Genomic DNA, 22,818 nt, shown 5'->3' on the forward strand with positions numbered 1-22,818 from the left:
CTATTCGCATATGGGAGCATCAGGCAGGTCACGGTCGTCCCAAGCGCGCGCGCCTGCGCGCCGAACAGCCATCAGTGTTCTACGCGTGGTTATAAAAATTGCTTGCAAGCCGCAACCAGAGGTCTAGAATTCGCCGCAGATCCTCTCAACCACCGCCATGAACTCGATGCCGCTCCTGACGTTTTTCACTCGCACCCGCGCTTCCGCGGGACGGGCGCGTCTGCCTCGCGGCTCCTTTGGCGGCTGATCGGATTCGATCACCGCAGGACCCCAGACAGAGCGCCCATTGGGCGCTTTTTTCGTTTCAGTGTTTCGTAACACCCACGCATCAAAGGAGAACGTGCCATGCACCAGATCGCCGAGCCCCAAACCTGGCCGCACGCCCGTTAGCCAACGGCGGCGTGCGGCTCCCTGATGTTGGCAGCAGCGAGACCCTTCTCATGAACACCCAGACCCATAACCTCCGGCGCAACCTCGGCATCATTGCCCACATCGACGCCGGCAAAACCACGCTCACCGAACGCCTGCTGTGGAAAACCGGCGAGATCCACCGCGTCGGCGAAGTCCACGATGGCGCGGCCACCACCGATTTCTCGGCGATCGAGCGCGAGCGCGGCATCACCATCGGCGCGGCCGCCGTGCAGGCGCATTGGGCGCCGCGTGGCGAACCCACCCACCACCTGACCCTGATCGACACACCCGGGCATATCGACTTCGCCATTGAAGTTGAACGTTCGCTGCGCGTGCTGGACGGCGCGGTGGCGGTGTTCTCCGCCGTGGATGGCGTGCAGCCGCAATCGGAAACGGTATGGCACCAGGCCCGTCGCCATGGCGTGCCGCTGATCGCGTTCGTCAACAAGATGGACCGCATCGGTGCCTCGTTCGACCGCGTGCTGGTGCAGCTGCAGGACAAGCTGCAGGCGCGGCCGTGGGCACTTGGTTGGCCGTTGGGCGCGGAAAACGCCTTCCACGGCTGGGTCGACCTGGTTGACCGCAGTACCGTGCAGTGGGATGACGCCGGCACGCCGACCCGCACCGGGTGGACCATCGCTGAGCACAGCGAATGGGAGCCGCGACGAGCGGAGCTGGTGGAAGCGGTGGCCGACCACGACGAGCTGCTGGCCGAAGCCTGGCTGGACGGCAGTGCGGTTGAACCCGAGGCGCTGCGCGCTGCGCTGCGCCGGGCCACGCTGGCCGGTGCCGGTGTACCGGTGCTGGCGGGTGCGGCGTTCAAGAGCAAGGGCATTGAAACCCTGCTCGATGCCATCGTGGATTACCTGCCCGCGCCGGAAGACCGGCCGGCGGTGGTGGCCACGGAGGAGGCGGGTGAGGTAAGCCTGCCGCCGGATCCGAACGGTCCGCTGGCGGCGCTGCTGTTCAAGATCACGCACCAGCACCACGGTGCGCTGAGCTTCGTGCGGGTGTATTCGGGCACGCTGAAGGTGGGCGATGCGTTGGCCAGTTCGCAGCATGCGCAGGGACGCCGGGTCAGCCGGCTGGTGCGGGTGCAGGCTGACCAGACCCACGACATCAAGCAGGCCGTGGCCGGTGACATCGTGGCGGTGCTGGGCTGGAAGGATGCGGTGAGTGGTGAAACGCTCAGTGCCCCTTCGCGCCCGCTGCTGCTGGACACCATCCAGGCGCAGCACGCGGTGCTTGCATGGCGGTTGACCGCGGAAAAGGCGGCCGACCTGATCCGCATTGCCCAGGGGCTGTCCAGCCTGGCACAGGAAGACCCGTCGTTCCGCGTCGAAACCGAGGCGGACAGCGGTGAAACCCTGGTGTGGGGCATGGGCGAGCTGCACCTGGAGGTAATGGTGGAACGGCTGCGCACCGAGTGGAATGTCAACGTCCGCACCGGTGCGCCGCGCGTGGCCTACCAGGAAACGCTGAAGCAGGCGCTGCGAGGCGTGGAAGGCAAGGTGGTCAAGCAGACCGGCGGCCAGGGCCAGTACGCCCGGGTGGTGCTGGATGTGAGCCCGCGCGAGGACGGCGAGGTGCATTTCGTTGACCGCACCGTCGGTGGCGTGATCCCGCGCGGCTTCGTGGCGGCGGTGGAAAAGGGCGTGCGGGGCGCGCTGTCGGAAGGGCCACGTGGCCACCCGGTGGTGGGCATCGAGGTGGCGCTGGTCGACGGGCAGACCCATGCCAAGGATTCGTCGGACATGGCGTTCCATCGGGCCGGCGCTGAAGCGGTGAAGGCTGCGCTGCTGCAGGCCGGAACCACGCTGCTGGAGCCGGTGATGGAAGTGGCCATCCACGTGCCGTCGGTGAATGTCGGTGATGTGGTGGGCGACCTCAACCGCCGCAGCGGTCGCATCGCCTCCATCGAGGACCAGGGCGGGCGTGCGGAAGTGGTGGGCTACGCGCCGCTGGCGCAGTTGTCCGGCTACACCACCTCGCTGCGCTCGCTCACCCAGGGCCGCGCCTCCAGCGACATGCGCTTCAACGGCTACGAAGAAGTACAAGCCGCCTGAACGTTGAAAGGAGAAGGGGGCCGGAAATTTCCGGCCCCATGCGGCTCGGTAGGGTCGGTTCCCAAACGACCGCCGATAGGGCTGACGGGTTCTTCAGCGCATCGGCCCCGAACGGAGATGTGCATTTGCCCTCATCTACAATGGCCGCATCTGCTACCAGGAACTCCCCATGACCACCCCCCATTTCTACCCCGTCGGCACCCCCGGCCAACCCTGGGGCGACACCGAACGCGCAGCATGGCGCGCGCGCCAGGTCGTGCAACGCCACTACGCCGGCGACGTGGTCTCCGCCTTGAACGCGCTGCCCGATACTCTGGACGTCGTGCAGTACGGCCAGCTCGACGCCATCACCGACACCTACCCGCTGCTGCTGGCCAAGACCCGCAACTGGGACCCGGCGCTACCCACCGCGCTGGTCACCGGCGGCGTGCACGGTTACGAAACCAGTGGCGTGCACGGTGCGCTGCAGTTCCTGCGCGACCACGCGCATGAGTACGCCGGCCGCATCAACCTGATCGTCGCCCCTTGCGTGTGCCCCTGGGGCTACGAGCGCATCCAGCGCTGGAACCGCGACGCCATCGATCCCAACCGCAGCTTCCGTGACGGCGGCCGCATCGTCGAATCGGCCTCGCTCATGAACTGGATCGCCGCGCGTCATGACAACCTGCTGGTTCACCTGGACCTGCACGAAACCACCGACAGCGATGCGCATGAGTTCGACCCGGCGCTGGCCTCGCGCGATGGCAAGGCATGGACCCCGGAAACCATTCCGGACGGCTTCTATGTGATCGGCAACAGCGAAAATCCGGAGCCGGCGTTCCAGCGTGCCCTGATCGCCGCTGTCGCCCCGATCACCCACATCGCCCCCGCCGATGCACACGGCAACCTGGTCGGGCTGCCGCTGCAGTCACCCGGCGTGGTCTGGGGCGAATCGCGCTCGATCGGCGCCTGCGCTGGCTTCACCAACGCGCGTTTCGCCACCACCACCGAGGTCTACCCGGACAGCCCTCGGACCACGCCGGCGCAGTGCAACGATGCCCAGGTGGCCGCTGTGCGTGCCGGGTTGGACTTCGCCCTGCAGGCAGCGTAACGGTCTTCGCGCGGCGGGCATCCCGCCGTGGCTATCATCGAGGCAACCTTTCGGGACCTGATCGATGAAACGACTGTTCTGCCTGTTGCTGATGGTGGCCGCGTTGCCGGCCACCGCCGCCGAACTGACCGTGTCGGCCGCATCCAGCCTGACCGAGAGCTTCCGTGACATCGCCAGTGCGTACGAAGCGGCGCATCCGGGCACGAAGGTCGACCTTAACTTCGCTGCTTCAGGGGTTTTGCTGCAGCAGATCTCGCGCGGCGCGCCGGTGGATGTGCTGGCCACGGCCGACACCGCTACGATGGGTCAGGCCGCGAAGGGCGGGCTGCTGGAAACCGATTCGCGCCGGACCTTCGCCACCAACCGGCTGGTGGTGGTGGTGCCGCCGGGCCGCAAGGACGCCCCCAGCACGTTGGCGGCGCTGGCGGGGAAGGGCGTGCAACGGGTGGCCATCGGCAATCCGGACAGTGTGCCGGTAGGCCGCTACGCACGCACCGCACTGCAGGAAGCCGGGATGTGGGATGCGATAGCCGCCAGGACCATCACCACCCAGAACGTGCGCCAGTCGCTGGATTACGTGGCGCGCGGCGAAGTGGATGCCGGTTTCGTCTACGCCAGTGATTACCAGGCCATGCCCGGCCGGGTAGTGCGTGCCTTCGACGTGCCGTTGAGGTCGCCGATCACCTATCCGGTGTCGGTGATCAAGGGCAGTGCCCGTTCGGTGGAAGCGCGCCGCTTCGTGGCGTTCGTGGTGTCGCCGCAGGGCCAGGCGATCCTTCGCCGGCACGGTTTCGGCGCGCCCTGATCGATGGCGCTGGACTGGTCCGCGCTCTGGTTGTCGCTGAAGGTGGCCGGCTGGGCCACGGCGATCAACCTGGTGCTGGGCGTAGCGCTGGGGGCACTGCTGGCGCGGCGCCGGTTTCCCGGGCGTGAGCTGCTGGACACGCTGCTGACCCTGCCGATGGTGCTGCCCCCGACGGTGCTGGGCTATTACCTGCTGGTGGTGATCGGGCGCAACGGTCCGCTTGGCGCATGGTTGCAGTCCAGCTTCGGCATCAACCTGGTGTTTACCTGGCAGGCGGCGGTCATCGCCGCTGCCGTTGCCTCGCTGCCGCTGGTGTTCAAGCCGGCACGCGCAGCGTTCGAGGACGTGGACGGGCAGCTGGAGCAGGCCGCGCGCACGCTCGGTGTCTCCGAGTTCGCACTGTTCCTGCGGGTCAGCCTGCCGCTGGCCTGGCGCGGCATCCTGGCGGGGCTGCTGCTGGCGTTCGCGCGGTCGATGGGCGAGTTCGGTGCCACCTTGATGGTAGCCGGCAGCATTCCCGGGCGCACCCAGACATTGTCCATCGCGATCTACGAAGCGGTGCAGGCCGGGCATGACGACACCGCCAATGCTCTGGTGATCCTCACCTCGGTGGTGTGCATCCTCATCCTGCTGGTGGCCGCGCGGCTGGTCGGCGGGCGCCGCCGGGAGATGCGCGATGTGGCTTGAGCTGGATGTCCGCCGCACGATGCAGGCACCCGGCCAGCAGTTCACGCTGGACGTGCAGCTGCAGTGCAGCCAGCGGCAGGTGGTGCTGTTCGGCCCCTCCGGCGCCGGCAAGAGCCTGACCCTGAAGGCCATCGCCGGCCTGCTGCGACCGCACGATGGCCATGTCCGGCTGGGCGGTGCGACGCTGTTCGATGCCACGCAGGGCATTCACCTGCCACCCCAGCAGCGCCGGTTGGGTTATGTGTTCCAGGACTACGCCCTGTTCCCGCACCTGACCGTACGCCAGAACATCGCGTTCGGCCTGCGTCGCGGCTGGTTCAATCCCCGGCGCGCAGAGGCCGACCCCGAGGTGGAACGCTGGATGGCGGCTCTACGCATCGAGCACCTGGCACAGATGCTGCCGGCCCAGCTGTCGGGCGGGCAGCGCCAGCGCACGGCCTTGGCACGGGCACTGGTGACCCGCCCGCAGGCGCTGTTGCTGGACGAGCCGTTCGCCGCGCTGGACCATGCGTTGCGCGATCACCTGCGCCTGGAACTGCAGGGTGTGCTGGACGCCACCGGCATTCCGTTGCTGCTGATCAGCCACGACCCCGTAGACGTGACGATGTTTGGGCAGCAGGTGGTGGAGCTGATCGACGGACAGGCAAAACATCGCTGAATACCGCACAAAACACCCCTGGGTACGTTCTTCCCGATCTTCGGCGACGGCAACACCGTGGTGGCGATCCTGGTGGCCTCGGCCGGCATCTGGCTGTTCCACTTCATGATCCTGCGCGGGGTACAGCAGGCCGCGGCGATCAACAGGTTCGTCGCCATCGCCAAGGTGATCCCGATCGTGGTGTTCCTGGTGATCATGGCCTTTGCCATGAAGATGCACGTGTTCCAGTTCAACTTCTACGGCGGCGACCTCGAAGGCGGCATCTTCGAGCAGGTCCGCGCGACCATGCTGGTCACGGCATTCGTGTTCCTCGGCATCGGGAGACCTTCCATGTGACTGCCTGGCAGCCGGAAGGAAAGCCGGCCTTTGTCTTCGTGGTGGCACTGAAGGATCGTCACTGGATCCAGCCCGAAGTGGCCGAGGCGGCCGACTTCGATCAGGTCCTGAGCAACGCCCTGGCCTTTGTGGAGCGGTTGCTGGACGGCGAGGCGGAGCAGGGCGGGTGACATCCGATACACTCCGCCCATCGACCTGGCACGGGGTGTTCGATGTCGAAAGATGCACCGGGAGAGGCGGCCAGAGAGCTGCTGAGGCGGGATGGACAGGCAGTGCTCGAGGCGCTGGCCGCCACCTTGGACCGGCACGATGCCATCCACGCGGCGCGGAAAGCGATCCGACGCATGCGCGCCCTGCTGGCGCTGCTGGACGAAGACGATTTCTGCCTCGCGCGCGACGACCTGGCGCTGCGTCGCCTTGGCAAGGGGTTGTCGTACATGCGCGATGCCCACGTGGTGGTCGAAACGGCGGCCCGGCTGCAGACGTTGGATGGCACTGTCGAATGGCGCGCGATCCTGGCTGCACTGATGGCGCGCCGCGAACGTATTCTGCAACGTGCACTGCGCGGTGATCCGGAATTCGCCCGTCGACGCGCAGTGGTCGAACAGGTGATGCCACACATGCAGCAGCAGCCGTGGGAGCGGCTGCGTCGGTCGGGTGTTCGGGCGGCGCTGGCGCGCAGCGAACGCCGGGTAGTCAAGGCAGCCGCGCGTGCAGCGGATGACGGCGACGATGAAGCCGTGCATCGCTGGCGGCGTCGCGCGCGGCGACTGCGCATGCAGCTTGATGCCGCCCATGTGCTCGGCACCCTGCATGGGCATGTACATGGCGATGGTGCTGTTGCCCGCAAGGCGAAGGCACTGCACAAGGTCAGCGACAGGCTGGGCTGGATGCAGGATCTTCGGTTGCTGCGCAACCTGGTGCGCAATCTGCCGGCGGACATCCACAAAGCGACTGCGCTGGAGCAGATCGACGCCGAGCTGGCGGCAGTCAAGCTCTGAACGGCAGGGAAGTTGCGCCCCTCAACCTGTCATTGGAATTGGGTGCGTCTTTACGGCGCGCACTTGCAATGGCTCTGCAGACGCTTCTTCACGATCACGTTCTGCAGACTCATTGAGAAGTACTTCAATGGCCTCGATACGACTATGGATGTGCATCAGATGCAGGAAAATGAGGTAAGCGAGCATCAGCGCGAAGATCAACATGCCCTGTATCAGGGTGACGTTGTTCAGTGCAGCCCAATCACCGAACTTCCAGTCTTTGAGCTGGATGTACAGCGCAAGCAACAGCGGGAATACGCCTAGTCGCTCCATGCCGCCGGTGAAGAGCCGCGTACGGCTGATCATGCGGGTGCTGCGATCACGGATGTAGCGATGTCGGCGTGCGCGGTCCCGGGCTGGGAACTGGCGAAGTTGGTGAATGTACTCCTCGAACTTGAGGAAGTCCGTGTCCATGGACTCGGCGGTGTCCTTGCGTGCATGGCGTATCCAGCGCCAATCACGTTTGAACGACAGGGCCATGCCGATGGCAAACCCCAGGCACTCAACGCCCAGTCCGACGATTGCAGCGTATAGATTGAACGGCTCTTGGAGCAGCGACCCCAGCAGGATGCCGGCCAATGCGCCAGCGACGCCAGTGGCCGTGGCGATGCGCTCAATCTTTCCGGCTTGCTTGCCGCGGGTCCTGGCGGAGAACTCGTCCATCAGGTCATCCATCATGACGAAGGTCAGCTCAGGCGGGTCCTGGGTGCGTTGGTCAGAGTGAATTCTGTCGCTCATGCGGGCATCCTTGCAGGCAGATTTCAAAGAATACGCGATGGGTGGCGGGGCTGATGCCGGTGGTCGGCGGCGTATTTGTGTGACGCGTCACGGCGCCAGTGTTACCGCCGTGCATCAGGGGTCTTTGCATCCGGCCACACGGGATTGATCGGGCTGCGTTTCGGTATGTTGAGCAGCCTCGGGTCTGCGGCGACGGTGACCAGATCTGGCTGGGGAGGCCTGCCAGACAGAGTCAGAAATGGAGCTGGCTGGGGCTGAGGCCAAGGGTGCCGTTGGGAGGGTCCCAGAGCTGGCTGGGCGGCGCGAACTGGTTCCTTGGCGGTTGGCGGTGGGTACGGCTGGCTTTTACATAATATACATTATGCGAAACGGCGTATCTGGACCGCCGAATCTGTTGGCTACTGCTGGCTATGTTTGAGCCTATTGCCCCGCGAGTGGCGGCTGATGATAGAGGCGTCCCGGATGCATCCCGTGCCGAAGTCTCCGGCAGGCAAGGCCTTCGTCGCGGATTCCAGTGTGATCTACCTTCGCGACGCCCCTGTTCGTCATCAGACAATTCTGCCCCGTTGAGGTAGAGATTCTGGTTCGCGAGGCAGACATTGTTGGACCGCCGTAAGCCATCGCAGATATTTCTGGGTGTTAGTTGTCTGGATGAACAAAGTTCCGCCCTTTGATCGCCTGGGTGCGCCGGGTTCAAATGCAGCTGTCTGACGCGGACAAGTTGCCCCTTTCACAGCTGAAACTGCCCCATTCTGCTCCGGAAACCCGCCCATCTTTCCGCGAGTCTTCGGACAAGCCGCCCCTAATTTGGCGGAACTACGCATTACTTGCCCCGAATTCTTCTGGAGCTCGTTGGTCGCAGGACCTCCAAGTAGCTGCCTTGCTGTGGGCCAGCTTTCAGATGCAGCCATATCGCCCGCAGAGTTCAGCCATAGAGCCCTCAGCCTACGTTAGATCGGGTGCCTTTCCGGATAAATTTCCTGCAAGTTCTTCCGATTTGGGGGCTAAAATTGTAGTGCGACATCGTCTTGGTCTTCCTAGTGGGCAATGCAATGAATTCCCTGTCTACCTTGCAACAGATGAGCATCGTCGCAGGCGTCTTGGTGGCGCTTGTTGTTTCCATTACCGTGGCAGCAGTCTGGCTGGCCAACCGCCAAAACGCAGCATACGATCGAGAACTGGCAGGAGGGAAATGCCCTTGTTGCGGCAAACCGCTGGATGCCTGACGTTCAAGCGACGTTTCCCCCACAGGTTGCCTTAGTAGAGCGTGTGGCATCCTTGTGGGAGCTGTTCATTTACCAGGCAGGCATTCTATGCGCGGGCATATACCTTCGGAAACATCTGCCTTCGCTCAGGCCAGATCGAACGCCGCGCGGGATTGGCTCGATATGGCGGCGTTCGAAGCGATACTGAGCCCGAGTGCCGTCCAGGGCCGCACCCTGACGCAGTGCCTGCAATCTGGGAGCGTTCTGGGCGTGTGGATTGGGGAACTGAAGCTGTTTCTCTTTCCTCCATGGCAGCTGGACTCTACTGGGATGCCTTTGCCAGTGCTCTCGGAGGTACTGTCGCTACTGCGTGGCCCATATGGCGTTTCAGCCGGCGGCCCGACGTCAGGTTGGGAGGAAATCGAATGGCTGATCGCTCCGCATGCTCGATTGTGCGGAGGCAGTCCAGCAGAGGCTCTTGCCCTACATCCAGCGCTCGTGCTGGAGGCGGCGAAGCAAGATTTTTCCTCCTGGAGCGATGACGCACGCTGGTAGGCTCGCGGGAACTCAACTGCCAGCTAACCCGGAATCGCGACGTTTCCCCCATGCATATGGAGAAAGCAGCTGAGGGTTCGAGGATAACCCTGCTTCTTCAGGCCTGGCTGCGAAGACCTTTCATCGCGGATGCCTTGATGACGTCTCTTTGCTGGAGTAGGATCGGCCAAGGCAGGGAAACGCTTTTAAGTTCAATGCGTTACTTCGCATAACGTAGCTTATGTTAACGGCCGCCGCCATCAGACCTCTGCTTATGCGGTGCCCATAACTTGGCCACCCAACGATCCACGTTTGCACCTCAAGGCTGCGGTGGCACGGGTGCCCATCAACCGCTCTCTGGCGATAGCGCCGCCACCGAAGATGACGCCCAGATTTGGGCCTTCTGCGGTCAACCCGCAGCGAGCCCAAGTTAATTCGCGCCGGCGCAATCACCAGCTGCACCCAGGAACGGCCAGCGTGGCGGCTGCATATACAGCACCGGTCCGCTCCCGCGAGCCAATCAGATCCCGCGAGGTGGCGTAGACGATTCTCATGGCGCGATTATTTTGCCTGCGTGCGAAGAATCAGGCCGCCGTATACCGGTGTGCGATGCCTGCACGGTGCACCATGCCTTGACTTCTTCCAATTACATCGGGTCGGTCCTGTCTAGGCGCTTCGCCGGCCTGAAGCAAAAACAAAGGGGGGGCGAGACTGGGAGTACCTTGGACGTCGTAAAACACGCAAACATGTTCGTTCTGGTTGAAAGTCTGTAGTTAATGCGGGGTATATGTTCCGATTTAGATCCAATATGGTAGGGCTTGATCCCTCCCCTCCCCTTTCTCTCATGCTGCAAAAAACGCTGCTTTATCTATTCGACCCGTGGTGCGGGTTGTGCTACGCCGCCGCTCCGGCGCTCGACGCGCTGACTAACGACTCCTCTATCGAACTGATGTTATTGCCAAGCGGTCTATTCACAGGCCGTGGTGCTCGCCCGCAGAATCGGGAATGGGCAGAGTACGCGTGGGCTAACGATCAGAGGATTGAAGCACTGACCGGGCAGGTATTCAGCGAGGCGTACCGTCAGCAGGTGTTGCTCGGTCCGCATGGCAGCTTCGATTCGGGTCCGATGACCCGTGCACTGACCTTGGCGCGCGGCCTCGACAGACGCCTGGAGCTACCGCTGCTCCACCACTTCCAGCGGCAGCGGTACATCGACGGCCGGGAGACCAGCAGCGGGAGGGTCGCTGCGGCCATCACGTCCGGCTTCCTTGAGCGGCATGGATACGCTTCTGACCCAGTGGTGTTTGCCGAGCAGCTCAACGCTGACGATGCGCTGGCCCTTTTGGCTTGCGAACGCATCGATGAAACTCAGCGCATGATGGAGAGTGAACAGGTCCGGGGCGTTCTAAAGCTGTATCTCCAGACTGCTGGCCAGCTGCAGCCGGTGAGCTCTGAAGTCCTCTATCAGGGAGCGGATGCCGTTCTCGAAGCCATCGCCGTGATGCGGCAAATGCCTGCATAGATCGATAGCTGATATCTAGCACTTCGGTGCCCCTGTCTCCACTGCCCAGCCCTCTCTCACAGCGGCGCCGTCTACACGGCATTCGCCAACAGGAGTACTTATGAAATCAGTCGTAGCCAGTTCATTCGGCCCTGCGCCCACCATGCACATTGAACAACGGCCAGTACCGTCGCCACGTGAGGGCTACACGTTGGTTCGCATGCACGCTGCTACCGTTAACCCACTTTCAAGCCAGGTCCTCGCGGGTATTGTCGAGCACGCACGCGCACCATTGGTGCTGACTAATGACGGTGCCGGTATTGTTGAACACAGCGGCGCTTTTGAGCCAGGAACACGCGTGGCCATCTACGGCGGTGCCGCACTCGGCATTACTGAGGATGGCCTGCAGCAGCAGTGGGCATTGGTGCAGGACAAGCGCATCATCCGCCTTCCTGATTCCATCACCCTGGATCAGGGGGCCGCCTTTCCCATCAACTACGTCACCGCCTACCAGGCTTTGACCCGCATTGGACAGGTGAAGGACGGGCAGACAGTGCTGATCTCTTGAGCGTCCGGGTCCGTGGGACACGCACTGATCCAGATGAGCAGAGCGCTGGGAGCCATGCCGAGTGCCGTCGTTTCCTCGGCCGCCGAGGTTGAACGAGCGAAGTGGTCTGGTGCTGAGGTTGTTGTGGATCTGGCCGAAGATGATCTGCGTGCAAGCGTGCTGAGAGGCACCGGCGGGAAAGGTGCAGACCTGGCCTTGGATCCAGTTGGTGGCAAGGTGCTCGGCCGCTCCCGCTCCACCCGCCCGGGCCCGGGCAGAACATGAACAAGCCTCAGCTTGCTGAGAACTATGATGCAAGGTATCTTCCCGGCCACGTCCGTATGGGTCGAAGCAGCACGTGACTTCCCTTGCCATCCACGCCAAGCGCTACGCCTTGGCACTGCTACTTGCAGTGCTGGTAATAGTGCCTGTCGTCGATGCTTCGGTCTGTTTCTCTGAAGAGCAGTCCCATCAGGAAGTAGCAGGGCCAGGCGAGAGGCACTCCGACAAGGCACACCCAGCCTGTGGTCATGGTCATTGCCATCACAGCAGTGCATTCGTGGCGTCTAACGGATTTGCGCCGGGCGAGGCCCCACTGGATGAGGGTGGGCACGTGTTCTACGAGCGGCCCGTGGCGCCCCACACCCCCGACAGGCTGATTAGACCTCCCAGGGCTTGATCGCGACCCAGGCGCTAGGCGCCTGTTCGTCCTTCTGCGATCACCCTTAGCGGATCTTTCCATGATCACATCTTGTTTCTGGGCGCTTTGTGCGTCCGGCCGACGCGTGCCTGCTCGCGCAGTCGCCGAACGGCACCGTGCCGCCTCTAAGAAGGCGGCTTGAATGCCCCTCTCAATATCTACCTACCTCCGAACTCCGCGCGGTCAAGCGGCACTGCTGATGGCAACCGCTACGGTGGTCCTCGGTGCGGGCCTGGGCCTGCGCGACCCTTGGCCTGCCGATGAGCCGAGATTCGCCTTGGTTGCCTCCCAAATGGTGGACAGCGGAAACTGGCTGTTCCCACGCCGCGGTGGAGAGCTGTACGCAGACAAGCCTCCGCTCTTCATGTGGATCCAGGCTGCCCTGCTGCAGCTGACCGGAAATCTCAGGATTGCCTTCCTGCTTCCCTCGGTGCTGTCAGGTATCGCATGTGTGTGGATGACCTACGACCTAGGACGGCGCTTGTGGTCCAAGCAGGCCGGGATCTACGCAGGTTGGGCGCTACTCCTCGCCGTGCAGTTCACTCTGCAGATGAAGCGCGCGCAGATCGATCCCCTGCTGCTTGCATGGGTCACCTTGGCCCACTACGGCCTCATTCGGCACATTGTTCGCGGTCCGGATTGGCGGATGTGGACCGTGGCGTGGTTTGCGGCCGGGTTGGGAGTGATCACCAAGGGCGTGGGAGTGATTGCACTCTTCATGCTGGTTCCAGCCCTGGCGCTGACGTTTTCCAGGAAGATGAGTGCTTCTTGGATAGGTGATCGACGCGCGTGGCTGGGACCCCTGGCCTTGTTGGTCGCGATTGGCATCTGGCTCATTCCGATGCTGATCGCTGTATGGATCCACCCCACCCAAGAGAACCTTGAGTACGCGCGTAACATCCTGTTCCGCCAGACGATCCAGCGTTACGGAAACTCATGGCATCACTTCCAGGCACCGTGGTACTTCCTCGTAGTTATAGCTACGTCGTGGTTGCCAACGATCGCCCTTCTTCCCTGGGCGGGGCCAAGCCTCTACAAAGGGCTTTGTCGCTTTGACGAACGTCTATGGCTTCCGGTCGGCAGCCTCGCCCTGATCGTACTGTTCTTTTCAGTTCCTGCAGGAAAGCGAGACATGTACATCCTCCCCGGCCTGCCGATGCTGTGCTTGGCGCTCGCTGCGTCTCTTCCAGACATTGTCGGAAGAGTCGGAGTACGAAGATTGGCGACCGCGTTTGTCTCGCTCCTGGGTACGGCAACGGCGACCTTGGGGATATGGATGCTCGCTTCCAACCCTCGGTTCGAAGTGAAGCTTCTCACTGAGCGTGGCTCTAGTGAGGACTCGCACTCGATCGCCATCCTGGTCCTCCTCGCCTCGTTGCCCTTGCTGGTTGGTGCGGCTCTCTCACTTTCAGGCAGCGCCTGGAAGGGGCTGCTCACGGGGATGAGTGGTTTTTGGGTCGTCTACGGGTTTGCGGGTCCCAGCGTCCTGAACGAGGCAAGCTCATCCCGGGGGCTCATGGAACAGGTGAGCACACGCATCGGACCTTCGGCGCAACTGGGACTGGTCGGTTGGCGCGAGCAGCAATTGCTCATGTCGCAATCAGCCACGGTGGAGTTCGGCTTCAATCGGCCTGCTAGGCAGCAGCTTGCCACGGCATTGAGTTGGCAGCAGGAGCGCCAGGACGTGCGTTGGCTGCTCATTGAGGGGTCGGTGCTAGAGAACTGCGGTGATCGAAGGCCGGATCCATCCTTGCAGTTTGGAGTAGCCAATCGAAGAACCTGGTGGCTCATTCCGGCTGGAGCTCTATCGACATGCGAAACCTCAATTCGCTAGACCTCGCCGCCGCTTCCGAGTGTCGAGGGCGTCAGGTCCTTTGCACCTGTACTGCCCCTCTGAGCGCCCCTTAAGTAGACCCGCGAGCACAGCGACTTCGGTTTGCACAGCGCCGGCGTACTCGCCATGAGCGCGTCTGCGGGTCCATCAAACGGAAAAAAAAATGGACTACTTGAAAAAATGCTTCAGCCGGAGTGATCGGCAAGGCCGAGCTGTCTCAGATCCACTCGGTCGGCTTGGCAGGCATGTCAGGGGACCTCAGCTGGGGATCAGTACTCTGATCATCGTTGTGGCGTTGTACTTCACGTTGTTCCTCAACAACGCCTTCTTTGCAGAGGTCATCGCCAAGAGTGGTGTTGATGGAGCGGCCCGTGCGCTGCTTCTCTTGTCAACGGCAGCGATTCTTACCTCCTTGAACGTACTCTTTCTTGGGTTGTTGTGCACTCGATGGACGGTAAAGCCCGTCGTTTCCTTGCTTCTTGTCGTGTCCGCTGCTGCCGCCTACAACTCAGACAATTACAGCGTCTACTTCGATGCAAGCATGGTGCGAAACGTGCTGAAGACTGACAGCGCAGAGGCTGGCGAGCTGCTGACCTGGGGATTCTTCCTTGCGGTGTTGATGAAAGGCGTGTTTCCAGCCGTCGTGGCATGTACGGTTCGGATCCGGCGTCCCTCCAGTCTGGCGAGCGCCGTACTTGCTAGAGTCCTTCTGCTCGGCGTTTCTGTCGTGGTCATAACTGGCGCGGCCTTCGCCTCGTTCGACAACCTGTCCTCGCTCATGCGTAACCACAAGCCAGTCAGGTACTTGGCAACACCCGGAAACTATCTTGCTTCCATTGCCAAGGTTGTCCGAGAACAGACGCGAGCCGAACGGGGTCCGATTCAGGTGGTCGGTCCGGACGCCAGAATGAAGCCCCATCCACCAGGTGCGAAGCCACACTTTCTGGTCATAGTCGTAGGCGAGACGGTTCGCGCGCAGAACTGGGGACTGAATGGATATAGCCGGCAGACAACGCCACAGCTGGCGGCATCGGACGTTGTCAACTTCTCGGACGTGACTGCCTGCGGGTCAAATACTGAAGTTTCCGTGCCTTGTATGTTCTCGGTGTATGGAAGGCGAGACTACGATCGAGACAAGATCAGGGGCTCAGAGTCGCTGCTTCATGTGCTTGAGCGAGCTGGCATCAAGACGTTATGGCGGGACAACCAGACAGGTTGTAAGGGGGTTTGCGCGGACCTGGCGTTTGAGTCCTTCCGCGTGCCTATCAAGGATGGGTTGTGCGATGACCAAGCGTGCCGCGATGAGATCATGTTGCGGGGATTGCATGACGCGATCGATGACAATCCGGGTGATGTTGTGGTCGTTCTGCATCAGCTGGGGAACCACGGGCCGAGCTACTACAAGCGATATCCCGAGGGTCTGAGGAGGTTCACGCCTGACTGCCGCAATGCAGATCTGGGCAAGTGCACACGCCAGCAGATCGTCAATGCGTATGACAACGCAGTTCTTGCAACAGATGACTTCTTAGGAAAGGCCATCCGCATGCTTGAGCAGGATCAAAGCCATGACACTGGATTGATCTACGTATCCGACCACGGTGAGTCACTGGGCGAGGCGAACGTCTATCTCCACGGTCTCCCCTATGCCATTGCTCCCGACACTCAGATCAAAGTGCCCATGGTCATGTGGATGTCCGAGGGCATGAAGAGCAGCAACAACCTGGACCTTCAATGTGTCCGGGACCGATCAAAGCGGCCGGCCAGCCACGACAACCTCTTCCATTCTGTACTCGGCCTCATGCAGGTCCGGACGAAGTCGTTGGACGAAAGCCTGAATCTTTTCTCCGGTTGTTCCATCAACTCCGGGTCCACCCCATAACGGGCGACAACGAGCACGCTGCTGGAAGCGCCCAGCAGCGGCTCTTGGGGTCCTAAATTAAGGAAGCAACGCAGTGGCAGATATGTACGGTCATCGTCCGCGGAGCATTGCCCGCGTCTTCAAGGCGCTCCGCTGGTCCCTCCAAGGACTACGATCAGCTTGGCTGCATGAATCCTCGTTTCGACTCGAGGTTGTCGCGGCCGTGGTGGCACTACCGGCAGCGATTCTGCTGGGCCACTCAGCGGTAGAGCGAGCACTTCTAATGGGGAGCGTGCTGGCTGTGCTGGCCTTGGAGCTGCTGAACTCCGCCATCGAAGCGGTTATCGAACGCTACGGCCCAGAGATCCATGAGCTGGCCGGTCGCGCCAAAGACATGGGTTCGGGCGCTGTGTTCGTGGCTCTTTGCAACGTGGCGCTCATTTGGGCCCTGGTTCTGCTGGGTTGACCCTCTAGGCACCCTAACCTGAACAGGACCCGACAGCGCGTCCGGTGTCGTAACTGTAGTATTTCTATGTAATTGTATCCGTCCAGACGAGGTTGCTAGCCTTCCCCCATGCGTCGCTCTCTGCCCGCCATCCGTATGTACCTGATGCTGCTGCTTCTGGCGGTGTTCGTGGTCGTGCCCGTGGCTGAGGCATTGGCATGCGCGCAGGAGGCTCCAGCCACCGTAGGTGACATGCACGGCGTCTCAGGCGAATCGGACCAGGACCCCGGCAAGGGCAAGGATTCGTCTGGCGCCGATGCCTGTGGCCATGGGCATTGCCACCATTCAACGGCAAGCCTGCCAACTGCCGGTCACGATGATCTCTTCGCCGATGGCCGGATCTCGCTGCACAGTACCAAGCACGCGGACGTCTACGCGTTCCGACTCGACGGTCCCATGCGCCCCCCCCGTATCTGATCTGGCTCTGCCCCGCACTTGCGGGTCATTCGCTCAGATAATTTACGGGAGTTTTTATGTCGATTTTGACAGGCCGGTCGCTTTCAGCGACCGGGTTGGCTGTGGCTATTCTGTTGGCGTTGGTGCCAACCGGACATGTGGCTGCTCAAACTGCACCATCTTACGAATCGTTGCTTTCTCGCTTGGACCAGATGCCTGCGACCGTCCAGGGCGTCGCGCTGGCTGAGGCCGCCGAGGCGCGGGTACAACAGGCTCGGGCACTACCCAATCCAACGGTCTCCATCGAAGCGGAAAATGCATACGGCACGGGACCCTATAAAGGCTTTTCCAACGCTGACAGCATTGTCACGCTTTCCCAGCCATTGGAGATCTGGGGTCAACGAGGGGCCCGAGTGCGCGCCGCGCGTGCGGAGGCAGGCGCGGCAGGCTTACGGGGTGATCTGATGCGCAGTGACGCAGCCGGGCGCTTGGCGGCAACATATGCCGAAGCAGAGGCTGCGTTGCGCCGTTATGAACTGGCCAGCGAAGCATTGGCGTTGATTGAACAGGACGCTAAGGCCGTGGCTGCGATGGTCAGCGAGGGCCGTGAGCCCAACCTGCGCGGTGTGCAGGCACGGAGCGAGGTCGCCAATGCGAAGGCAAGCCTGGATGAGGCCGAGGCCTACCGGGATGCGGCGCTTGCGCGCCTGGCCGGGGTGTCCTTGGTGGACAGTCCCCTGACCGACATCGGTGAAAGCCTGCTTGACCGCGTGCCCTCTCACCCAGTCGCTATTGAGGCACCCCCGCTTGCCGTTCGCATTGCACAGGCTGAAGCGGAGGCCTCCGGTCGCCTTATAGATGTCGAGCGCAAGCGTGCCTTGCCACAATTGAGTGCGTCCGTGGCTCAGACGCGCTTCCGCCAAGCAGGCGACCAGGCCTACAACGTGGGCATCAGCCTTTCGATCCCCCTATTTGACCGTAACCGCGGTGCGATCCAGGCCGCCTACGCGGAACAACGTGCTGCCGAAGCGGTTCTGGTTGCTCAGAAGAGTGACAGTGAAGCAGCCCGCTTGGGGGCAGTTGCGAGTCTCAAAGCATCCAACAGCCGCGCACGGGCCGCAGATGAGAGCGTACAAGCTGCAGACGAAGCCTATCGGCTGGCCCGCATCGGATTCGAGGCAGGTCGTATATCGCAATTGGAGCTGCGTAGCACGCGATCAACCCTGATCGCTGCTCGTGGCAGTGCTGTGGATGCCCGTCTTAGCCGGGTGGCAGCAGAAATCGACCTCGCCCGCCTTGAAGGGCGCGCACCGTTTGTGGAGGCAAAATGAACAAGTACGGAAACAAAACGCTCATCGGAGCGACGCTGTTGGCTACCTTGCTGATGACCGGCGGGCTGACCGCATGCAGTGGCGGTGCCCAGGAGGATGCTAAATCCAGTGGTGCCCAGGCAGAGAAGCCGGCTGGCAAGGATGACGGTCACGACGATCACGCAGCTGACGCTAAGCCGGGCTCCGCCGAGGCGCACAGTGAGGGTGATGGCGATGGCGATCACGGCGAAGAGGAGGCCGAGGAAGGTGTAGTCAAGCTGACCCCTGACCAGATCAAGGCTTCTGGCATCGGCGTGGTGGCTGTCGGGCGCGGCGGTGGCGCATCGACCCGCCTAGCTGGGCGCGTCGAGCCGGCCATCGGGGGGCGTGCTGCGATCGCATCAACGGTCACCGGCCGCGTTGAACGCGTGCTTGTTGCACCTGGTACGGCCGTCAAGAGCAACCAGCCCCTGGTGATCGTTGTCAGTGGAGAAGCCGCGACGTTCAAGGCCGCCGCTACTGCCGCAGCGGCGGAGGCCGAAGCCATCCGCCTGGCCTACGGCCGCGATAAATCCCTTGTCGAGCAAGGCGTAGTGGCACGCCAGGAGCTGGAGGCGTCGCGTGCGCGATCTTTGGCCGCGGATGCTGCCGCTAGTGCTGCACGTGCGCAGGTTGCGGCCAGCGGGTCTCCGGACAGTTCCGGCCGGGTGACCATCTCGAGTCCTGTCGCTGGCTTGGTTGGCAACGTCCAAGTGACGCCCGGTGGCGTCGTCTCAGCTGGGACGCTTGTTGCGGAGGTTTCCAATCCCGACATGAATGAACTCGTATTCACTGCGCCGCCAGCACTGGCCACTCTCGCGGTGCCCGGAATGAAGCTGGAAGTGACTGGCCCGGGCGGAAGCTTCGAAGCTGAGGTCATTGCCGCCGCTGCGAATGTGATGCAGCAGGGCGGCACCGCGACCATTCGCGCCAAACCAATTTCGGAGAAGTTGCCACCGGCCGGCTCCCCCGTTTCGGCCGTCATCATCGCCGATGGCGCCGCCGGAGGCATGAGCGTGCCGGCAGATGCGGTCCAAAGCGTTGATGGCAGAAGTGTTGTCTTCGTTGCCGTCGAGGGTGGTTTCAAGGCAACGCCGGTACTCGCTGGCCGTCGTGCAGGTAATCGAATCGAAATCCTTAGCGGCCTGACGGGTAGTGAGCGCCTCGTAGGCGCCAATGCCTTCCTGCTCAAGGCCGAACTGGCCAAGGGTGAAGCCGAGCACGGCCACTAAGGGAACTCATACACCATGTTCAAGATCATCATTGAAGCAGCGGTCAAGTTCCGCTGGCTCGTGGTGTTTCTGGCTGCATTGATTGCCTGCTTTGGCTTGTTCCAACTGAGCAAGCTGCCAGTCGATGCTGTACCAGATATCACCAACCGCCAAGTTCAGATCAATACCATCGCACCTGCCCTTACTCCGGAGCAGATTGAACGCCAGGTTACCTATCCTCTGGAAACGGCCTTGGCCGGAATCCCGGGTCTGAACACCACTCGTTCCCTGTCACGCAATGGCTTCTCTCAGGTCACGGCGATCTTTACTGATCAGACCGACATCTATTTCGCCCGCCAGCAGGTGGCAGAGCGGATGCGGGAGGCTGCCGGAGATCTGCCCGAGGGCGTGTCCCCCATGCTCTCCCCGGTTACAACCGGGCTGGGCGAGGTTCTCATGTGGACGGTGGACTTCAAGCCATTTGACCCCAAGAAGCTAGCCAAGCCCGGCCAGGCTGGCTGGCAAGAAGGTGAGGTTTACCTGACACCAGAGGGCGATCGACTTGGAACCGCCCAGGAGCGCGCAACGTACCTGCGTACTGTCCAGGACTGGATCATCGCACCACAGATGCGCTCCAGCCCCGGCCTGGCCGGTGTTGATACCGTAGGTGGCTACGTCAAGGAATACGGCATCTACCCCGACAGCGCTCGACTGGCGGCATACAACCTGGGTCTGGCCGATTTGGTCCAAGCTCTGGAACGCTCCAACGTCCAGGCTGGTGCCGGTTTCGTCCAGCGTGCGGGCGAAGGACTGGTCGTTCGGGCCGACGGCCTTGCCCTGACGACCGACGACCTGGCTCAGTCGCCGGTTGCCACCAAGGACGGCGTGGTGATCCGGGTGGCCGATGTTGCCGAGGTCGGGATGGGGCGCGCCCCACGGCTTGGTGCAGCTAGCCGAAACGGTCATGAGGCAGTACTGGGCACGGCACTCATGATCGCTGGCGGCAACAGCCGCACCGTCGCTCAAGCTGCTGCTGAGCGTCTGGCACAGGTCAATGAATCCCTACCCGCCGAGATCTTCGCAGAGCCAGTGCTGGACCGTAGTGTGCTGGTTAACTCCACTGTCAAGACTGTCGCCAAGAACCTAACCGAAGGTGCCCTGCTGGTCGTCGTTGTGCTGTTCCTGCTGCTAGGCAACCTGCGTGCGGCAGCCATCACCGCCTTGGTTATTCCGCTGTCGTTCCTGTTCGCTGTTATCGGCATGAACAAGTTCGGTATCAGCGGCAACCTGATGAGCTTGGGAGCGCTGGACTTCGGCATCCTTGTAGATGGCGCGGTAATTGTGATCGAGTCCACCCTGCTGATGCTTGGGAAGCGGCGTGCCGAACTTGGCCGACCCCTCAATGCAATGGAGCGACTGCGTGTGGCCGCCGACTCGGCGAGGAAGATGGCGCGTCCTGCAGCGTTCGGCCAGGTGATCATCCTGTTGGTCTTCGCACCGATCCTTACGTTGGAAGGTGTGGAAGGCAAGACCTTCCACCCGATGGCCGCCACCTTCATGCTCGCCCTCGTTGGCGCGTTCATCTTCTCCTTTACCTTCGTACCGGCGATGGCTGCCCTGCTGGTCAGGGAACCCAAGCTCCATGCGAAGAAGGAGGGACACGAGGGCGACCAGGACGAAGAACATGAGACAGCAATCATCCGCGTCCTGCGCGGCCGTATTGAACCGGCGATCCAAGCGGCGATTCGTAGGCCCAAGGCAGTGTTCGCTAGCGCCCTTTTGATGCTCGGGATGGGCGTGGTCGGCTTTACGATGCTGGGTCGAGAGTTCATGCCAACCCTTGATGAGGGAAACCTCGCCATGCAGGCATTGCGTGTGCCATCGACGTCGCTTGAGCAATCGTTGGCTATGCAGTTGGCGCTGGAGAAGGCTATTGCTGCTGAACCAGAGGTCGTGACGGTCTTCTCGCGGACCGGTACCGCAGAAGCAGCTATCGACCCCATGCCGACCAACATCTCCGACAGTGTGATCGTACTTAAGCCAAGAAAGGAGTGGCCAGACTCTTCCCTGAGCAAGGAGGATCTGATTGCGAGGTTTGAAAAGATCGCCGCCTCGCAGATAGGCAACAGCTTTGAATTCAGCCAGCCCATCGAGCTGCGCTTCAATGAGCTGATCTCAGGTGTACGTACGGACTTGGCCGTCATGATCTACGGCGACAACTTCGAACAACTGCAAGCTGTTGCCGACCAGATCGCGCTGAAGCTAAGAAACGTTCAGGGCTCGGCAGATGTCCGTGTTGAGCAGATTTCCGGCCTACCCACCCTCAATGTGGCGATCGATCATCTTGCAGCAGCGCAGTATGGCCTCACGGCGGCGGACGTAAGCGACGCGCTTTCAACCGGTATTGGCGGCGCCGCGGCAGGCAAGATCTTCGAGGGTGACCGCCGGTTCGATGTTGTTGTTCGCCTCAGCGACGACGCACGCAATGACCCCGATCAGCTCGCATCGCTGCCGATTGCAACGCCTACTGGGGGCATCGTCCCGCTCTCCTCTGTCGCACGCATCGAGATCAGCGAGGGGCCGAACCAGATCAGTCGAAACAACGGAAGCCGCCGTGTCGTGGTGCAGGCAAATGTTCGCGGTCGTGACTTGGGCGGGTTTGTGGGAGAGGCCCAGGCGGCGGTGAAGGACGTACAGCTTCCACCGGGCGCGCACATGACGTGGGGCGGTCAGTTCGAGAACTTGCAGCGGGCTGAAAAGCGACTCATGACAGTTGTTCCGATTGTCTTCCTGCTGATCGGCAGCCTCCTGTTCATGGCATTGGGCAGTGCAAAGGAGGCGGGTTTGGTGTTCAGCTGCGTCCCGCTTGCCCTAGTTGGCGGAATTCTCGCATTGCTGGTGCGTGGTATGCCGTTCTCGGTATCGGCCGCTGTCGGATTCATCGCTGTATCGGGTGTTGCGACGCTGAACGGATTGGTGCTCATGCAAGCCATCAGAGAGAGGCTTGATGCTGGTGACAGTCCACTGATTGCGGCAATGAACGGCGCCGGCAGCCGAATTCGCGCTGTCGTGACCACCGCGCTGGTGGCGATCGTCGGCTTCATTCCTATGGCCATTGCCAGTGGGTCTGGCGCTGAGGTGCAGAAGCCTCTCGCGACGGTGGTCATTGGCGGCCTGTTGACCGCCACAGTGCTCACACTGCTTGTGCTGCCGACATTTGCGGGCCGTTTGTCCAAGCCAGATCCCAAAGGGCAACCGGAAACTGCCCACTGATTGATGGAATGTTTGGGTCCGGCAGCGCATCTGCCTGCCGGACTTCCCGATCCATTCTTATGACGTTGGAGGGA

Annotated in this window: 20 protein-coding genes; 19 read left to right on the forward strand and 1 reads right to left on the reverse strand. The window is 62.1% G+C overall.

The window, feature by feature from the left end; all coding sequences use genetic code 11:
* Positions 1–440: 440 nt before the first annotated feature.
* The 8 genes from fusA (at position 441) to ACGFZ3_RS05550 (ending at position 7,054) form a co-directional block, all read left to right on the forward strand.
* Positions 441–2,477: an elongation factor G gene (fusA, locus tag ACGFZ3_RS05515; RefSeq protein WP_392917452.1), complete on the forward strand. Its 2,037-nt coding sequence runs from the start codon at positions 441–443 to the stop codon at positions 2,475–2,477.
* A gap of 169 nt (positions 2,478–2,646) precedes the next feature.
* Complete coding sequence (locus ACGFZ3_RS05520) at positions 2,647–3,567, forward strand: M14 family metallocarboxypeptidase (protein WP_392917455.1); 921 nt, start codon at positions 2,647–2,649, stop codon at positions 3,565–3,567.
* Between the two features lie 64 nt (positions 3,568–3,631).
* Positions 3,632–4,372 (forward strand): molybdate ABC transporter substrate-binding protein, encoded by a 741-nt coding sequence (gene modA, locus ACGFZ3_RS05525; RefSeq protein ID WP_392917457.1) that lies wholly within the window; start codon positions 3,632–3,634, stop codon positions 4,370–4,372.
* A gap of 3 nt (positions 4,373–4,375) precedes the next feature.
* Entirely contained in the window at positions 4,376–5,059 is a 684-nt protein-coding gene (modB, locus tag ACGFZ3_RS05530; RefSeq protein WP_392917460.1) for a molybdate ABC transporter permease subunit, read from the forward strand.
* Complete coding sequence (locus ACGFZ3_RS05535; protein ID WP_392917463.1) at positions 5,049–5,717, forward strand: sulfate/molybdate ABC transporter ATP-binding protein; 669 nt, start codon at positions 5,049–5,051, stop codon at positions 5,715–5,717. Before modB ends, ACGFZ3_RS05535 begins: the two co-directional genes overlap by 11 nt.
* 60 nt (positions 5,718–5,777) lie before the next feature.
* Positions 5,778–6,053, forward strand: coding sequence for a hypothetical protein (locus ACGFZ3_RS05540; RefSeq protein ID WP_392917466.1), 276 nt, complete (start codon positions 5,778–5,780; stop codon positions 6,051–6,053).
* A complete protein-coding gene (locus tag ACGFZ3_RS05545) occupies positions 6,050–6,223 on the forward strand; it encodes a hypothetical protein (protein ID WP_392917468.1) in 174 nt (57 codons plus the stop codon). Before ACGFZ3_RS05540 ends, ACGFZ3_RS05545 begins: the two co-directional genes overlap by 4 nt.
* 42 nt (positions 6,224–6,265) lie before the next feature.
* A complete protein-coding gene (locus tag ACGFZ3_RS05550) occupies positions 6,266–7,054 on the forward strand; it encodes a CHAD domain-containing protein (protein ID WP_392917471.1) in 789 nt (262 codons plus the stop codon).
* Positions 7,055–7,075: 21 nt separating this feature from the next.
* On the opposite strand, the gene ACGFZ3_RS05555 is transcribed toward ACGFZ3_RS05550, so the two are convergent.
* Entirely contained in the window at positions 7,076–7,831 is a 756-nt protein-coding gene (locus tag ACGFZ3_RS05555) for a hypothetical protein (RefSeq protein ID WP_392917474.1), read from the reverse strand.
* A 1,052-nt stretch (positions 7,832–8,883) separates the two neighbouring features.
* Here ACGFZ3_RS05555 and ACGFZ3_RS05560 point away from each other — a divergent pair.
* The 11 genes from ACGFZ3_RS05560 to ACGFZ3_RS05610 all read left to right on the forward strand — a co-directional run bounded on the left by ACGFZ3_RS05560 (position 8,884) and on the right by ACGFZ3_RS05610 (position 22,744).
* Entirely contained in the window at positions 8,884–9,057 is a 174-nt protein-coding gene (locus ACGFZ3_RS05560) for a hypothetical protein (RefSeq protein WP_167390418.1), read from the forward strand.
* Between the two features lie 1,357 nt (positions 9,058–10,414).
* Positions 10,415–11,092: a DsbA family protein gene (locus ACGFZ3_RS05565; protein ID WP_392917478.1), complete on the forward strand. Its 678-nt coding sequence runs from the start codon at positions 10,415–10,417 to the stop codon at positions 11,090–11,092.
* A gap of 142 nt (positions 11,093–11,234) precedes the next feature.
* A complete protein-coding gene (locus ACGFZ3_RS05570; protein WP_392917622.1) occupies positions 11,235–11,639 on the forward strand; it encodes an alcohol dehydrogenase catalytic domain-containing protein in 405 nt (134 codons plus the stop codon).
* 12 nt (positions 11,640–11,651) lie between these two features.
* Positions 11,652–11,903, forward strand: coding sequence for a zinc-binding dehydrogenase (locus ACGFZ3_RS05575; protein WP_350469485.1), 252 nt, complete (start codon positions 11,652–11,654; stop codon positions 11,901–11,903).
* Between the two features lie 614 nt (positions 11,904–12,517).
* The gene (locus ACGFZ3_RS05580; RefSeq protein WP_392917482.1) at positions 12,518–14,152 is read left to right on the forward strand and encodes an ArnT family glycosyltransferase; all 1,635 of its coding nucleotides are present in this window, start codon (positions 12,518–12,520) and stop codon (positions 14,150–14,152) included.
* Between the two features lie 163 nt (positions 14,153–14,315).
* Positions 14,316–16,031 carry a phosphoethanolamine transferase gene (locus ACGFZ3_RS05585; RefSeq protein WP_046272797.1) on the forward strand — a complete coding sequence of 572 codons (1,716 nt, stop codon included), beginning with the start codon at positions 14,316–14,318 and terminating at the stop codon, positions 16,029–16,031.
* 73 nt (positions 16,032–16,104) lie between these two features.
* Complete coding sequence (locus tag ACGFZ3_RS05590) at positions 16,105–16,476, forward strand: diacylglycerol kinase (RefSeq protein WP_101098476.1); 372 nt, start codon at positions 16,105–16,107, stop codon at positions 16,474–16,476.
* A gap of 108 nt (positions 16,477–16,584) precedes the next feature.
* Positions 16,585–16,932, forward strand: a complete 348-nt coding sequence (locus ACGFZ3_RS05595) for a hypothetical protein (protein WP_046272799.1) — start codon at positions 16,585–16,587, stop codon at positions 16,930–16,932.
* Between the two features lie 56 nt (positions 16,933–16,988).
* The gene (locus ACGFZ3_RS05600) at positions 16,989–18,242 is read left to right on the forward strand and encodes a TolC family protein (RefSeq protein WP_182338194.1); all 1,254 of its coding nucleotides are present in this window, start codon (positions 16,989–16,991) and stop codon (positions 18,240–18,242) included.
* Positions 18,239–19,492 (forward strand): efflux RND transporter periplasmic adaptor subunit, encoded by a 1,254-nt coding sequence (locus tag ACGFZ3_RS05605; RefSeq protein WP_217539111.1) that lies wholly within the window; start codon positions 18,239–18,241, stop codon positions 19,490–19,492. The genes ACGFZ3_RS05600 and ACGFZ3_RS05605 overlap by 4 nt, the downstream gene beginning before the upstream one ends.
* A 15-nt stretch (positions 19,493–19,507) precedes the next feature.
* Positions 19,508–22,744, forward strand: a complete 3,237-nt coding sequence (locus tag ACGFZ3_RS05610) for an efflux RND transporter permease subunit (RefSeq protein ID WP_392917490.1) — start codon at positions 19,508–19,510, stop codon at positions 22,742–22,744.
* Positions 22,745–22,818 lie beyond the last annotated feature (74 nt).

Origin of the sequence: Stenotrophomonas sp. NPDC047960, assembly GCF_043204395.1 — a bacterium.
GTDB lineage: Bacteria > Pseudomonadota > Gammaproteobacteria > Xanthomonadales > Xanthomonadaceae > Stenotrophomonas.

Bases quoted from the DNA above. Each gene is read 5' to 3' on its own strand.
- fusA (WP_392917452.1), top strand. From the start codon at position 441: ATGAACACCCAGACCCATAACCTCCGGCGCAACCTCGGCATCATTGCC.
- ACGFZ3_RS05520 (WP_392917455.1), top strand. From the start codon at position 2,647: ATGACCACCCCCCATTTCTACCCCGTCGGCACCCCCGGCCAACCCTGG.
- modA (WP_392917457.1), top strand. From the start codon at position 3,632: ATGAAACGACTGTTCTGCCTGTTGCTGATGGTGGCCGCGTTGCCGGCC.
- modB (WP_392917460.1), top strand. From the start codon at position 4,376: ATGGCGCTGGACTGGTCCGCGCTCTGGTTGTCGCTGAAGGTGGCCGGC.
- ACGFZ3_RS05535 (WP_392917463.1), top strand. From the start codon at position 5,049: ATGTGGCTTGAGCTGGATGTCCGCCGCACGATGCAGGCACCCGGCCAG.
- ACGFZ3_RS05550 (WP_392917471.1), top strand. From the start codon at position 6,266: ATGTCGAAAGATGCACCGGGAGAGGCGGCCAGAGAGCTGCTGAGGCGG.
- ACGFZ3_RS05555 (WP_392917474.1), bottom strand. From the start codon at position 7,831: ATGAGCGACAGAATTCACTCTGACCAACGCACCCAGGACCCGCCTGAG.
- ACGFZ3_RS05560 (WP_167390418.1), top strand. From the start codon at position 8,884: ATGAATTCCCTGTCTACCTTGCAACAGATGAGCATCGTCGCAGGCGTC.
- ACGFZ3_RS05565 (WP_392917478.1), top strand. From the start codon at position 10,415: ATGCTGCAAAAAACGCTGCTTTATCTATTCGACCCGTGGTGCGGGTTG.
- ACGFZ3_RS05570 (WP_392917622.1), top strand. From the start codon at position 11,235: ATGCACATTGAACAACGGCCAGTACCGTCGCCACGTGAGGGCTACACG.
- ACGFZ3_RS05580 (WP_392917482.1), top strand. From the start codon at position 12,518: ATGGCAACCGCTACGGTGGTCCTCGGTGCGGGCCTGGGCCTGCGCGAC.
- ACGFZ3_RS05585 (WP_046272797.1), top strand. From the start codon at position 14,316: ATGGACTACTTGAAAAAATGCTTCAGCCGGAGTGATCGGCAAGGCCGA.
- ACGFZ3_RS05595 (WP_046272799.1), top strand. From the start codon at position 16,585: ATGCGTCGCTCTCTGCCCGCCATCCGTATGTACCTGATGCTGCTGCTT.
- ACGFZ3_RS05600 (WP_182338194.1), top strand. From the start codon at position 16,989: ATGTCGATTTTGACAGGCCGGTCGCTTTCAGCGACCGGGTTGGCTGTG.
- ACGFZ3_RS05605 (WP_217539111.1), top strand. From the start codon at position 18,239: ATGAACAAGTACGGAAACAAAACGCTCATCGGAGCGACGCTGTTGGCT.
- ACGFZ3_RS05610 (WP_392917490.1), top strand. From the start codon at position 19,508: ATGTTCAAGATCATCATTGAAGCAGCGGTCAAGTTCCGCTGGCTCGTG.